The sequence below is a fragment of the Plantibacter sp. VKM Ac-2885 genome, from assembly GCF_015351205.1.
Taxonomy (GTDB): Bacteria; Actinomycetota; Actinomycetes; order Actinomycetales; family Microbacteriaceae; genus Plantibacter; species Plantibacter auratus.
In genome coordinates this window covers 2,006,094-2,019,757 of the sequence record NZ_JADKSK010000001.1, presented here as the reverse complement: position 1 = coordinate 2,019,757, position 13,664 = coordinate 2,006,094, and the positions used below count along the sequence as shown (strand labels likewise).

9 protein-coding genes are annotated in these 13,664 nt (G+C 71.0%); 4 read left to right on the top strand and 5 right to left on the bottom strand.

Annotation, left to right across the window (positions count from 1 at the left end; all coding sequences use genetic code 11):
- Nucleotides 1-2: 2 nt before the first annotated feature.
- From ITJ66_RS09730 to ITJ66_RS09715, 4 genes are all read right to left on the bottom strand, one after another.
- Nucleotides 3-377 carry a DUF4233 domain-containing protein gene (locus ITJ66_RS09730; protein ID WP_064295611.1) on the bottom strand — a complete coding sequence of 125 codons (375 nt, stop codon included), beginning with the start codon at nt 375-377 and terminating at the stop codon, nt 3-5.
- The gene (locus ITJ66_RS09725) at nt 374-1,753 is read right to left on the bottom strand and encodes a folylpolyglutamate synthase/dihydrofolate synthase family protein (protein ID WP_194644471.1); all 1,380 of its coding nucleotides are present in this window, start codon (nt 1,751-1,753) and stop codon (nt 374-376) included. The genes ITJ66_RS09730 and ITJ66_RS09725 overlap by 4 nt, the downstream gene beginning before the upstream one ends.
- A complete protein-coding gene (gene ileS / locus ITJ66_RS09720) occupies nt 1,743-5,111 on the bottom strand; it encodes an isoleucine--tRNA ligase (RefSeq protein WP_194644470.1) in 3,369 nt (1,122 codons plus the stop codon). Before ileS ends, ITJ66_RS09725 begins: the two co-directional genes overlap by 11 nt.
- 239 nt (nt 5,112-5,350) lie before the next feature.
- Nucleotides 5,351-6,001, bottom strand: coding sequence for a TetR/AcrR family transcriptional regulator (locus tag ITJ66_RS09715; protein ID WP_191940922.1), 651 nt, complete (start codon nt 5,999-6,001; stop codon nt 5,351-5,353).
- A 208-nt stretch (nt 6,002-6,209) separates the two neighbouring features.
- On the opposite strand from ITJ66_RS09715, the gene ITJ66_RS09710 reads away from it, so the two are divergent.
- From ITJ66_RS09710 to ITJ66_RS09695, 4 genes are read left to right on the top strand one after another with little or no spacing between them, the layout of a single operon-like run.
- On the top strand, nt 6,210-7,829 hold the full coding sequence (locus ITJ66_RS09710) for an ABC transporter substrate-binding protein (protein WP_228501548.1): 1,620 nt from the start codon (nt 6,210-6,212) through the stop codon (nt 7,827-7,829).
- Nucleotides 7,826-8,803, top strand: coding sequence for an ABC transporter permease (locus ITJ66_RS09705; RefSeq protein WP_194644469.1), 978 nt, complete (start codon nt 7,826-7,828; stop codon nt 8,801-8,803). Before ITJ66_RS09710 ends, ITJ66_RS09705 begins: the two co-directional genes overlap by 4 nt.
- A complete protein-coding gene (locus tag ITJ66_RS09700; protein WP_194644468.1) occupies nt 8,800-9,678 on the top strand; it encodes an ABC transporter permease in 879 nt (292 codons plus the stop codon). The genes ITJ66_RS09705 and ITJ66_RS09700 overlap by 4 nt, the downstream gene beginning before the upstream one ends.
- On the top strand, nt 9,675-11,348 hold the full coding sequence (locus ITJ66_RS09695) for an ABC transporter ATP-binding protein (RefSeq protein WP_194644467.1): 1,674 nt from the start codon (nt 9,675-9,677) through the stop codon (nt 11,346-11,348). Before ITJ66_RS09700 ends, ITJ66_RS09695 begins: the two co-directional genes overlap by 4 nt.
- Here ITJ66_RS09695 and ITJ66_RS20150 read toward each other — a convergent pair.
- Complete coding sequence (locus tag ITJ66_RS20150; protein WP_194644466.1) at nt 11,328-13,532, bottom strand: acyltransferase family protein; 2,205 nt, start codon at nt 13,530-13,532, stop codon at nt 11,328-11,330. The two genes, ITJ66_RS09695 and ITJ66_RS20150, sit on opposite strands and share 21 nt — an antisense overlap.
- Nucleotides 13,533-13,664 lie beyond the last annotated feature (132 nt).

Below are 13,664 nucleotides of genomic sequence, written 5' to 3'. Positions count from 1 at the left end.
GGTCAATCCTTCGCTTCTCGGTAGAGCGCCTGCTGACGCTCGATCTTGTCGCCTTGGACCATCGCATAGGTCCAGACGGCTGCGGCCATCCCGCCGACGAGGAACATCATCGGCACGAGCAGGCCGGTAGCCACGATAGCGGCTTGCACCGCCCAGCCCAGCCAATACCCCCAGCGGAATCGCAGGAGCGGGATCGTCGCGACGATGATCAGACACAGCACCGCTCCGCCGATCAACGCGACCGGGGCCGGGAGGGCCTTCAGCCCGAAGATGACGAGCGCGCCGAGGAACATGACGATCATCTCGAAGCCGAGGATGATCGATCCGAGGGTCTGCTTGATGCTCCGTGGAGCCCGACTCCGTGCCATGCCGCTCATGCGGTCGCCTTCCATTCCCGGTCGTCGGCGATCTCGATCGCCTCGCCCACGAGGGTGATCGAGCCGGTGATCACCACCAGCCGGCGCGGCGCCTCCTCGGCCCAGCGCCGTGCGTCCTCAGCGGCCTCGTCGAGCGTGTCGGCGAAGGTCGACGCCGGCAGGTCGAGCGACGCGGCGAGGCGCGAGAGCTCCTCGCCGGGGATCGCCCGCTCCGACTCCGACTGGGTGAAGAAGAAGCCGGATGCGGCGGGCGCCAGGGTCGTCAGGATGCCGGCGGCGTCCTTGTCCTGGAGGATGCCGACCACGAAGGCGATCTCGTCGACGTCGAAGTAGCTGCCGAGTGCGGCGACCAGGGATGCAGCACCGTGCGGGTTGTGCGCAGCGTCGACGAGCACGGTCGGCTCGGTGCCGATGAGCTGCAGACGCCCCGGGGAGGCGACCTCGGTGAGGCCCTCCGCGAGGACGTCCTCCGCGATCGGCTGGGTCGCTCCGCCGAGGAACGCCTCGACCGCGGCGATCGCGAGCGTCGCGTTCCGTCCCTGGTGGTCACCGTAGAGCGGGAGGTACAGCTCCGGGTAGGTGCCGGCGCGCCCTCGGACGGTGATGAGCTGTCCGCCCACCGCCACGGCGTCCTGCACGAGGGCGAACTCCTCACCTTCGAACACGGCCGGGTCGTCGACCGCCGCGGCGGCGTCGACGATCGCCTGACGCGCGTCGGGATGCTGCGCGGCCGAGACCACCTGCGCACCGGGCTTGATGATGCCGGCCTTGGTGCGCGCGATCTCGGCGATCGTCTTGCCGAGACGCTGCACGTGGTCGAGGTCGATGGGCGTGAAGACGGCGACCTCGGCATCGGCGGCGTTCGTCGAGTCCCAGGCACCGCCCATCCCCACCTCGACGACGGCGACGTCGACGGGGGCGTCGCCGAAGCAGGCGAACCCCAGGACGGTGAGCGCCTCGAAGAAGGTCAGCGCGGGCTCACCGGCCGCCGTGAGCTCGGCGTCGACCATCGCCAGATACGGCTTGATGTCGTCCCAGTTCCTGGCGACGGCCTCGTCCGAGATCCGCTCGCCGTCGATCCCGATGCGCTCGGTGAACCGGACGAGGTGCGGACTCGTGAAGAGACCGGTGCGGAGCCCGTGGGCGCGGAGGATGCTCTCGATCATGCGGGCCGTGCTCGTCTTGCCGTTCGTTCCGGCGATCTGGATGATCGCGAAGGACGACTCAGGGTTGCCGAGGAGCTCGAGCGCCCGCTTGGTGGCACCGAGACGCGGCTGCGGCTGTGCCTCCCCCAGCCGTTCCAGAAGCTCGCGGTACACGGCGTCGGCGGCATCGGCCGCGGACGACTCGTCTCCGGGGATCAGGTCATCGGACATCGGCGGTCTCCTCTGCACGCGCGACGGTCACGGTGAAGGCTCCGGCGTTGCCGAACTTCCCGGCCGCGAACGACTGGGCGAAGCCCGACGCTCCAGCCTGCGCCTCGTCGTCGGACCAGGTCAGGGACGTCGCCAGGGTGTCGCCGGCGAGGTCGACCACGTCGAGGGCACTGCGCACCGCGCGTTCGTCGGCGTCGTCCTCGAATCGGAGCTGCAGCCGGATCCGGTCGCTCACCTGCAGGTCCGCCGCCTTCCGGGTGTCCTGCACGGCACGGATGACGTCTCGGGCGAGTCCCTCCGCTTCGAGCTCGGGCGTCAGCGTGGTCTCGAGGAGAGCGAAGCCACCCGAGGGCAGCAGCGCGAGCGCAACGCCACCGGCGGCGCCCGAGGACGCCTCCATGACGAGCTCGTACTCGCCGTCGACGAGCTCGATGCCGCCGGCCGTGACCGTGCCGTCGACCTCGGACCAGTCGCCGCTCCGAGCGCCCTTGATCGCCTGCTGCACCGTCTTGCCGAGGCGCGGGCCCGCCGCGCGGGCGTTGACCGAGAGGCGCGAGGTGACGCCGAACTCGGTGCCGCTGGTGTCGGTCAACTCGGCGAAGGAGACGGCCTTGAGGTTGAGCTCCTCGCGGAGGATCGCCTCGAACGGGGCGAGCGACGCGGGGTCGGGCGTGACCACGGTGAGCGAGGCGAGCGGCAACCGGACACGGAGACCGGCCTGCTTGCGGAGGGCGAGGGTGACACCCGAGACCTCGCGGACCCGGTCCATCGCCTCGACGAGTGCCGCGTCCTCCGGGAACGCCTCGGGCTCCGGCCAGTCGGTGAGGTGCACACTGCGCTCGCCCGTCAGGCCGGTCCAGATCTGCTCCGTGATGAGCGGCAGGAGCGGAGCGGCGACCCGGCAGTACGTCTCGAGGACGGTGTAGAGCGTGTCGAAGGCGTCGCGGTCGAAGACGCCGCCGTCGGTCGACCAGAAGCGGTCGCGGGAACGACGCACGTACCAGTTGGTCAGGACGTCCGCGAAGTCCCGCAGCGAGGCCGCTGCGAGGGTCGCGTCGAACGCCTCGAGGTGGTCGGTCACCGTGACGACGAGCTCACGTGTCTTGGCGAGGATGTAGCGGTCGAGGACGTCGGTGGAGTCCGTGCGCCACTCGGCGTCGTAGCCACCAGGGACCGCCGTGTTGGCGTACAGCGAGAAGAAGTACCAGGTGTTCCACAACGGCAGCATCACCTGGCGGACGCCCTCACGGATGCCCTCCTCCGTCACGACGAGGTTGCCGCCGCGCAGCACCGAGCTCGACATGAGGAACCAGCGCATGGCGTCGGAGCCGTCGCGGTCGAAGACCTCGTTGACGTCCGGGTAGTTGCGCAGCGACTTCGACATCTTCTGGCCGTCGCTGCCGAGGACGATGCCGTGGCTCACGACGCTCGTGAACGCCGGCCGGTCGAACAGCGCGGTCGACAGCACGTGCAGGAGGTAGAACCACCCACGCGTCTGGCCGATGTACTCGACGATGAAGTCCGCGGGGCTGTGCGAGTCGAACCACTCGCGGTTCTCGAACGGGTAGTGCACCTGGGCGAACGGCATCGATCCGGAGTCGAACCAGACGTCGAGGACGTCGGTGATGCGGCGCATCGTCGACCGGCCGGTGGGGTCGTCGGGGTTCGGCCGCGTGAGCTCGTCGATGTACGGGCGGTGCAGATCGGTCGGGCGCACGCCGAAGTCGGCCTCGAGCTCGTCCAGCGATCCGTACACGTCGATGCGCGGGTAGGCAGGGTCGTCGCTCTTCCACACCGGGATCGGTGAGCCCCAGTACCGGTTGCGGCTGATCGACCAGTCGCGCGCACCCGCGAGCCACTTGCCGAACTGTCCGTCCTTGACGTTCTCCGGGACCCAGGTGATCTCCTGGTTGAGCTCTTCCATCCGGTCGCGGAACTCGGGCACGCGGACGAACCAGCTCGACACAGCCTTGTAGATGAGCGGCTGCTTGCAGCGCCAGCAGTGCGGGTAGGAGTGCTCGTAGCTCGCCTGACGCAGGAGGCGGCCCTGTGCCTTCAACAACTGGGTGAGCGGCTTGTTGGCGTCGAAGACCTGGAGACCTGCGACGTCGGACACCTCCGGGAGGAACTTCCCGCCGTCGTCGACGGAGACGATCACCGGGATACCGGCGGCCTCGCACACCTTCTGGTCCTCTTCACCGTAGGCGGGGGCCTGGTGCACGATGCCGGTGCCGTCCTCGGTCGACACGTAGTCGGCGACGAGGATGCGCCAGGCCTGCTCCATGCCCCACTCGGCGTCGGCGTAGTAGTCCCAGAGGCGGTCGTAGGAGACGCCTTCGAGCTCGCGCCCGACGATCGTCCGGGAGACGGCGGCCTGCGCCTCGGCCGCGGAGTCGTAGCCGAGGTCCTTCGCGTAGTTGCCGAGCAGCGCCGAGGCGATGAGGTACTCGCCGCCGAGGACCTCGGTGTCGGCGTGGGCGGAGCCCTCCTCGCGGAGCACCGTGGCGTCGGGGGTGCCGTTCGGGCCGGCCGGGACGACCGCGTATTCGATGTCGGGCCCGACGGCGAGCGCGGCGTTCGTCGGCAGGGTCCAGGGCGTGGTCGTCCAGGCGAGCGCGCGGACGGCGGTGAGCCCGAGGCTCTCGGCCTTCGGACCGACCAACGGGAAGGTGACCGTGACGGTCTGGTCCTGGCGGGAGCGGTAGACGTCGTCGTCCATCCGCAGCTCGTGGTTGGAGAGCGGCGTCTGGTCGCGCCAGCAGTAGGGCAGCACCCGGTAGCCCTCGTAGGCGAGGCCCTTGTCGTGGAGCTGCTTGAAGGCCCAGATGACCGACTCCATGTAGGTCACGTCGAGGGTCTTGTAGTCGTGCTCGAAGTCGACCCAACGCGCCTGGCGCGTCACGTAGTCCTGCCACTCCTCCGTGTAGCGGAGGACGGAGTCGCGTGCGACCTGGTTGAACGCGGCGAGCCCCATCTCGTCGATCTGGCGCTTGTCGGTGATGCCGAGCTGGCGCTCCGCCTCGAGCTCGGCGGGGAGGCCGTGGGTGTCCCAGCCGAACCGGCGGTGCACCTGCTTGCCGCGCATCGTCTGGAACCGGGGGAAGAGGTCCTTGGCGTAGCCCGTGAGCAGGTGACCGTAGTGCGGAAGGCCGTTCGCGAAGGGCGGGCCGTCGTAGAACACCCATTCCGGAGCGCCCTCGCGCTGGTCGATGGAGGCCTGGAAGGTGCCGTCGGCGGCCCAACGGGCGAGCACCCCCTCCTCGATCGAGGGGAAGCTGGGCGACGGCGTCACGCCGAACGCAGCGCCGTTCGACGCCGACGCGGTTGGGGTCGGTTCCTGGGACTTCGGGTAGCTCATCGTTCTCCTGGCAGGTCTCGTGGGTCCTGCGAGGACGCCGGCGTTGCCGACGCGGTACCACCCCGCTTGCCGCTCCACTGGAACGGCCGCTCTGCATCGGCTGTGACGGGCCTGACCCGCTCGGTTCTACTGGGCTCCCGCTGAGCGGTCGCTGTTCTGCCGAGGACTCCCCGGTGATGGCCGGATCGATGTCGATGGTCCCATCGTACAGCCTGCGGAGCGGCTGCGAGGAGGGTCGGCTACGAGGAGCTCGGCCCGTCGATCCGGGCGAGGGCGCGGGCGTACCCGTCCACCACCGGAGCGATCGCGCGGCGGAGGTAGTCGCCGAGCTCGCCCCGGCCGACACCTGCGGCCGCCCAGGCCCCGGCGCCGGCGACGATCGCGCCGGCGAGTGCCGCTGCAGCGGAACGGATCGTCAGCTCGTCGGCGCGGACGGCGAGGCGGGCGAGCGAGACCCGGAGCACGGCTTGGAGACGCAGCAGACGTTCGAGACCGGACGCCTGCAGTTCCCACGCGGTGTCCATCAGCTCGATCTGTGTCAGTGCCCAGGGCACGGCGCCGTTCGAGCGCTCCTCGGCGATACCCAGGAGGGCGGCTTGTAGGGACGGCATCGCGTCGGCGACGTCCGTTGCAGGGGTGTCCCCGCCTGCGGCGAGCGCCCGTTCGAGTCCGGCGAGCGCGGCGTCGACGTCGACCCAGAGGACGTCGCTCTTGGAGCCGAAGTAGTTGAAGAAGGTGTTGCGGCTGACGCCGGCGCGGCTCGCGATCTGGTCGACGGTGGTGCCGGGGTATCCCTGTTCGAGGAAGAGTTCGGCGGCCGCCTCCTCGAGGACGCGTCGGGAGGATCGTCGGGGTCTGCCGACGGCGTTCCGTGCCGGTGGTCGTGCCATGTGGGCTCCTTCCGCCGCCTGTGAGCCTAGCCGTCGTGCGAGGGGTCGGGGCGTGGTGCTGAGGCTCTATGCTGGTTCCGAGACGGCGTCCAATAATTCGTCCGACGCCGCCACCGGGCCCTCAGCACCCGGTCGATCGCCTTCTGGAGTCCCTGTGCCCGCATCCCCCTCCTCTGCCCGTCGACGCCCTGCATCCTCGCGTCGTCCGTTGCGCATCGCCGCGGCGCTCGTTCCGCTCGCGGTCCTGCTCGCAGCGTGTGCACCGGGGACGCCGGCCGCGTCGAGCACGCCGAAGGCCGGTGGGACGCTCGTCTACGCCAGCGGGGACGCCGAGCCCACGTGTCTGGATCCGCACGTCGGTGGCAACTACCCGCAGGCCCTGTTGAGTGCGCAGTTCCTCGAGCCGCTCGTCTCCCGAGACGCGAAGGGTGAGATCATCCCGTGGCTCGCCGAATCCTGGACGACGTCGGAGGACGGTCTGACCTGGGAGTTCACGCTGCGGTCGGACGTGACGTTCACCGACGGCACCCCGTTCGACGCGGCGGCGGTCAAGGCGAACATCGAGCACCTGCAGGACCCGGCGACGAAGTCGTCCACGGGCTACCTCGCGGTGGGCAAGGTCGCGTCGGTCGAGGCGGTCGACGCCACGACGGCCCGGTTCATCCTCTCCGCTCCCGACAGCGCGCTCCTGGAGTCGTTGTCGCAGCCGTGGACGGCGATGGAGTCCCCGACGGGGATCGCCCGCGGTGAAGCGGCGAACTGCGATGCGCCGGTCGGTACCGGACCGTTCGTCGTCGACGAGTGGGTGAAGCAGGACCACGTCTCGCTCGTCCGGAACGACGCGTACGACTCGGCACCGGGCGACGCCGCGAACGACGGGCCGGCGTACCTCGACGGCATCACGTGGCGCTTCATCCCCGACTCCGCGTCGCGCTTCGCGGCACTCCAGAGCGGCGACGTCGACATCATCGACAACGCGCAGCCCGACACGATCGCGCAGGCGAAGGACTCGAAGACGATCGTCGACCTGGACGCACCGCGCCCCGGTGCCTCGAACCGCATCGAGCTCAACGCGGGACAGGCGCCGTTCGACGACCAGCGCGTGCGAGAGGCCTTCGTGCGGTCGACGGACGTGAACGCCGGCATCGAGTCCCTGTTCTTCGGCACGGCGAAGCGTTCCTACTCCCCGCTGTCGAGTGCGGAGGCGACCGCCTACTCCGACGAGAGCCTGTTCGGCTACGACCTCGATGCGGCCAACACGCTCCTGGACGAGGCCGGCTGGACCGAGAAGGACGAGGACGGCGTGCGGACGAAGGACGGCGTCCGACTGACCGTACGGTTCCCCGTCAGCACGAACCAGTCGATCCCGGCCGAGCAGTCGCTCTTCGAGCAGATCCAGGCCGGAGCCGGCGACGCCGGCTTCGACGTGCAGCTCGAGCTGCTCGACCTCTCGAGCTGGTACGAGGCGCTCGGCTCTAACGCCTACGAGGCCGTCAGCGCTCCGTACACGAAGGTGGGACCGGACGTCCTCCGCGTGCTCTACGACTCCTCGGGCATCGTCCCGGCGCCGAGCGGCTACTTCGCGAACCACGCCCAGCTGGACGACCCCGCGCTCGACGAGATCCTGAAGCAGGCGAGCGACACCCTCGATCCCGAGGAACGGGCGTTCCTCTACGAGCAGGCGCAGCAGATCATCCTCGACGGCTACTACATCCTGCCGCTCTACGACCAGCAGAACCACTTCCTGCTGAGCACCTCGCTGCAGGGCGTCCGCGCGCTGCCGACGGTGTCGACGCCGGTCTTCGGGGACGCCTGGCTCGTGGAGTGAGCTCCGTCGGCCGCTCGGGACGCGACCTCCGCCGCCTGGCCGGGCGGATCGGGGCACGTCTGGCCGGTGCGGTGTTCGTGCTCTGGGCGGTCGCGACGGTCACCTTCTTCGCCGTCCGGCTGATCCCCGGCGACCCGGCGCAGGCCTATCTCGGTGGCCCCGGCTCCCAGGCGTCGGCGGAAGCGCTCGCGCGGGTGCGCGAGCAGTACGGCCTGGACCAGCCGCTCCTCGTCCAGTACCTGGCGCAACTGGTCCGGCTGGTCCAGGGAGATCTGGGCGCGTCGGCGTCCCTCCGCACGCCGGTGGCCCAGGTGCTCGCCGACCAGCTCGGCGGGACGCTGGTGCTGGCCACGGCGTCGCTCGCCGTCGCCTGGCTCCTGGCGCTCGGCCTCGCGGTCTGGTCGACCCGTGGCGGGCGGGTGTCCGCGGCCCTCGGATCGGCCGTCGAGCTCGTGGCGGCGTCGCTCCCCCAGTTCTGGCTCGCGACCGTCCTCATCACGCTCTTCAGCACCTGGCTCGGATGGCTCCCTCCGGTGAGCACGGGTGATGCGGTCGGTCTCATCCTCCCGGTGCTGACCCTGGCCATCCCGGTCGCCGGGTTCCTGGCCCAGGTGATGCGGGAACCGTTGCTCGACGCGGGGAGCGCACCGTTCGCCGTCTCCGCGGCCGCCCGAGGTGAGTCGACGACCGGCCTGCTGCTCAGACACGGCCTACGCCACGCCGCCGTGCCCGCGGTGAACCTGTCGGGATGGGCCTTCGGATACCTCATCAGCGGCGCGGTGGTGGTGGAGACCATCTTCGCCCGGCCCGGTCTCGGACGGACGCTGCTCCAGGCGGTGACCGTGCGCGACGTCCCGGTGGTCACCGGCGTGGTGTTGAGCTCGGCGGTGGCCTACGTCGTCGTCATGTTCCTCGCGGACCTCGCGGCGGAGCTGCTCGACCCACGCGACCGGATCCGGCGGTCCGGTTCATGAGCGGGCTCGCGATCACGCCGACGTCCGGAAGCGCCGACGCCCGGGTCCGCCGCGGATGGCGCCGGTCATCGGGATTCGGCGCACCCGAGATCGTCGCGGCCGTGGTGGTGCTGTTCCTGCTCGGCTGTGCGCTCGCCCCCCAGCTGTTCGCGACAGCGTCACCGACGGCGGTCGACCCGCGGGCCGCGTTCTCGCCGCCCTCCCTCTCGCACTGGTTCGGGACGGACGAGTCCGGCCGCGACGTCTGGAGCCGGGTCGTACACGGTGCGGGGACCTCGCTCCTCATCGGCGTCGCCGCGACGGCCATCGGACTACTCCTCGGGGCAGTCCTCGCGACGATCGCCGCAGTCGGCGGGCGGATCGCGGACTTCGCCGTAGGACGCGTCCTCGAAGTGCTCTTCGCGTTCCCCGGCCTGTTGCTCGCGCTCCTCGTGATCGTCATCGCGGGGCCCGGTCCCGTCACGGCGACGATCGCGGTCGGCCTGTCGACGGCGCCGGGCTACGCGCGCCTCATCCGCGGTCAACTGCTCCAGGTCCGCTCCTCCGACTTCGTCGAGGCCGCGCGAGTGCTCGGGCACGGGCCGGCCCGGATCCTGTTCCGACACATCCTCCCGAACGCCGTCGCCCCGCTGTTCGTCCTCGCGACCCTCGGCATCGGACAGGCGGTCGTCTGGGCGTCCGCCCTGAGCTACCTCGGGCTCGGGGCGCAACCACCCGCGCCGGAATGGGGCGCCATGCTCGCCGCAGCACGAACCTACCTCGCGACGGCGTGGTGGCTCACTGCGTTCCCCGGTCTGATGATCGTCGCGACCGCCCTGTCCACCACGGTCCTCGGCCGGGGTCTCCAGCGCCGATCTCGGGAGGACGGCCGATGAGCGACTCCACTCCACTGCTCCAGGTGGAAGCACTGACGGTCGGATTCGGCAGTGGGGACGCCGTCGTCTCCGGCGTCTCCTTCCACGTCGAGCGCGGCACCTGCGTCGCGATCGTCGGCGAGTCGGGCTCCGGCAAGAGCGTGACCGCCAGATCGCTCCTCGGCCTCGCCGGCGCATCGGCGCGGGTGACGGCCGCTCGACTCGACTTCGACGGCATCGACCTCCGCGGACTCGGAGCATCGGCCTGGCGACGCCTGCGCGGGCGTCGCATCGGACTCGTCCTCCAGGACGCCCTCGTGTCACTCGACCCCCTGCGACCGATCGGGCGCGAGATCGACGACGCACTCCGACTCGGCACCGACCTCGACCGGACCGCCCGCACCCGGCGGGTGCTCGAACTCCTCGAATCCGTCGGCATGCCCGACCCGGCTTCCCGCATCGGCCAACGTTCCGGTGAACTCTCCGGCGGGCTCCGCCAGCGCGCGCTCATCGCGTCGGCGATCGCACTGGACCCCGACCTCCTCATCGCCGACGAACCGACGACCGCGCTCGACGTCACCGTCCAAGCTCGCATCATCGGCCTCCTCGACGACGTCAAGCGGCGCGGCGCGGGCCTCCTCCTGATCAGCCACGACCTCGCCGTCGTCTCGTCGATCGCCGACCACCTCGTCGTGATGCAGCACGGTGTCGTCGTCGAGCAGGGGCCGGCCGAGCAGGTGCTGACCAGGCCGACACACCCGTACACCCGAGCCCTCATCGCCGCGGTCCCCACCGACCGCGCTCGAGGGACGCACCTCAGCGCGGACCCGGCGGTCGACTCGGCCCCGATGGCCGAACAGCCGGCGACGGGCACCCGCCCGACGACGCAGACCGGATCGGACGCACCCGCGCTGGAGTTCCGATCCGTCACCCGGAGCTTCGAACGCGGCCGCGGCGCCTCGGCGATCCTCGCGGTCGACGACGTCTCGCTCCGCCTGGACCCGGGGACGACCCTGGGCGTGGTCGGCGAGTCCGGTTCGGGCAAGACCACCCTCGCCCGCATCGCACTCGGCCTCACGGCGCCGCAGTCGGGAGCCGTGCTCTTCGAGGGCGAACCGTGGTCGGAGCTCCCCGAGCAAGCGCGTCGTCCACGACGGAACCGTCTGGGCTGGGTCTCGCAGGATCCGCTGAGCTCGTTCGACCCACGCTGGCGCGTCGACGCCATCCTCGCCGACGCCGTTCGTGGACGCGAAGCCGCACCTCGCGACATCACCCGTCTCCTCGCGGACGTCGGCCTCGATCCCTCGCTGGCTCGCGCGCGCCCGCGGACGCTCTCTGGCGGGCAGCGGCAACGCGTGGCGATCGCCCGGGCACTCGCGAGTCGACCGTCGACGCTCATCCTCGACGAACCCGTCTCCGCGCTCGACGTCACCGTCCAGGCCAGGATCCTGGACCTCCTCGACGAGCTGCAGCGACACCACGGCCTGAGCTACCTGCTGATCTCCCACGACCTCGGCGTCATCCGGCACATGAGCGACCGGGTCGCCGTGATGCAGCACGGACGGGTGGTCGAGCATGGCGACGCCGAGCAGGTGTTCACCGCCCCGGCCCACCCCTACACCGCCCGACTCGCAGCCGACGCTCCGCGCCTCATCGCGCCCGGTGCGGCGTCAGGGCGCGACGCCGTCTGACTCCGGCGTCGGGATCCGATCCAGCACCGCCTGGACGACGGGCGCGAGGGTCTCGGCGTACACCCAGCTCAGGTGGTGGTGGTCGCGGTACGCGAGGACACCGCCGATCACCGGCGAGCACCGATCGGACGCGCACAGGGCGTCCGAGAGGTCGACGGGTCGGACCCGTGGGTCGGTGCTCGCGAGGGCGGCCTCGTACTGCGGATCCTCCGTGAGCGCGTCGCTCCGGTTCCGGGCGCACCCGTCCTCCGGGTCAGCGTCGTCGCGGACGCACTCCAGCACGTCGTCCGACATCGTCGGGGTGTCGCGCAGCACGACGATCTGCTCGATCGTCGCGGGCACGAGCGCCCAGCGCTCCGCATAGGCTTCCGCGGCCACCTCCCGCCAGTCGCGGTCCCCCTCGGCGACGACCGGGTTCCGAGCGCGCGCCGAGACGACGAGCGTGTCGATCTCCGGTTCGTCCTGCAGCAGCTCGAGGGCGTCGCGGTTCCAGCTCAGGCACCCGGCGCGCATCTCGGCGAGCACCGCCGCGCTGGTCCCGGGCTCGGTGCGCTCGGCGTCGCTGAACGGGCAGGAACTCTTCGCCGCGACCAAGAGCCGCCACCCGTTCGCCTCGGCGGCCGTCGCGAACGCCGGCAACCACTGCTCGGCGTGCGAGTCGCCCATGAGCGCCACCGTCCTCGTCGCCTGCTCCGCGCTGGCACCGTAGGCGCAGACCTCGAACGCTGCAGCCCGGATGTCGGTGATGCAGCGGTCCGGCGGGAGGTCGGCGAGCGACGCGTCGGGAATGACGACCCCGCGGGTCTCGTCCCCGGGCGACGCCGAGGAACCGTCGCGCGAGGTCTCGCCACCAGAACCGTCCGTACCGTCCGATGGCGCTCCGCCGCTTCGCGGGCACGCCGCAGCATCGACGAGCTCCGCGGCACCGAGGCAGTTCGACGGGGTCGCGACCAGGGTCTCGATGCGCTGCTGTTCGGCCGCGATGCGCGCCTCGGCACCGGGGAGCACCCCGATCGAGGCGGCCAACAGGACGCTCATCGCGAGGGCGGTCGCGCCGATGACCCGTCGGGGCCGCCAACCGGCGATGCGCCCGAACCGGATCGGGCGCTCCACGAACCGCGTCGTCACCTCCGCCAGGACGCCGGTGATGACGAGGAGGACGAGCTGCTCGGGGACGGTGGCCGACCGAGCGAGCACGATCCCGCCGAACACGATGAGGGGCCAGTGCCAGAGGTAGACCGCGTAGGAGCGGTCGCCGAGCCACTGGATCGGCGCCCGGGCGAGCAGCGCGGTCGGCGACCACCGGACGTCCGGGGCCCAGGCCGCCATCACGGCGATCGTCCCGCCCACCGGCAGCGCCGCGGTCAACGCCGGGAAGGGCGTCTCCCCCGAATACCAGACGGCAGCCGCCCCGATCGCGGCGAACCCGAGCCAGGCGACGACCGTGCGCGCACCCGCCCGCAGCGCCCACCCGCGCCGCGCTCCCTCGGCCACCAGGATCGCTGTCAGTCCCCCGGCGGCGAACTCCCAGGCCCTCGTCGTCGTCGCGAAGTAGGCCGGAGACGGGTCCTGCGCGGTGAAGACGACCGACCAGGCGGCCGACGCGATGCAGACGAGTCCGATCGCGATCGCGACGCCCCGACGCCGTACCGTCGGCGCAGCCGAGCGTCGGGCGAACCGCACGGCGAGCCAGCCGGCGACGAGGACCAGGATCGGCCAGACGAGGTAGAACTGCTCCTCGACCGACAGCGACCAGAAGTGCTGCACGGGCGACGGAGCGTCCTCCGCCGCGAGATAGTCGACCGCGGATCCGGCGAGCGCCCAGTTCTCGATGTACAGACCCGACCACGCGATCTCGCGCAGGAACCGGGGCAGGTCCCCGAGTGGCGCGAGGTACCAGCTCGCGACGAGGGTCGCCGTGAGGACGGTGAGCGCGGCGGGGAGCAGCCGTCGTGCGCGCCGCGCCCAGAACCGCCCGAGTCGGACCGAACCGGACCGCTCGACCTCGGCGAGGAGGTGCGCCGTGATGAGGAACCCGGAGATCGCGAAGAACACGTCGACGCCGACGAACCCGCCCGGCACGAGCCCCGGCCAGAGATGGAACACCACGACGAGCGAGACCGCCACGGCGCGAAGGCCTTGGAGGTCGGCTCTCACGGGGCCGGAGGCGGCTCTGGTCGACACGGTCCGATGCTATCGGCGGAGGATGACGGCCTGCGGTCCGGCGTCCTCCCGCTCCCCTGCGATAGCATGGGATGTTCCCACACACTCAGGCACGCAGACACGGTGCCGCACATATCAGCAGGAGATCGCCTC

What these genes read in the sequence shown, in the direction of transcription:
- ITJ66_RS09725 (WP_194644471.1), bottom strand. Translation starts at nt 1,753, where the DNA reads ATGTCCGATGACCTGATCCCCGGAGACGAGTCGTCCGCGGCCGATGCC.
- ITJ66_RS09695 (WP_194644467.1), top strand. Translation starts at nt 9,675, where the DNA reads ATGAGCGACTCCACTCCACTGCTCCAGGTGGAAGCACTGACGGTCGGA.
- ITJ66_RS09700 (WP_194644468.1), top strand. Translation starts at nt 8,800, where the DNA reads ATGAGCGGGCTCGCGATCACGCCGACGTCCGGAAGCGCCGACGCCCGG.
- ITJ66_RS09715 (WP_191940922.1), bottom strand. Translation starts at nt 6,001, where the DNA reads ATGGCACGACCACCGGCACGGAACGCCGTCGGCAGACCCCGACGATCC.
- ileS (WP_194644470.1), bottom strand. Translation starts at nt 5,111, where the DNA reads ATGAGCTACCCGAAGTCCCAGGAACCGACCCCAACCGCGTCGGCGTCG.
- ITJ66_RS09730 (WP_064295611.1), bottom strand. Translation starts at nt 377, where the DNA reads ATGAGCGGCATGGCACGGAGTCGGGCTCCACGGAGCATCAAGCAGACC.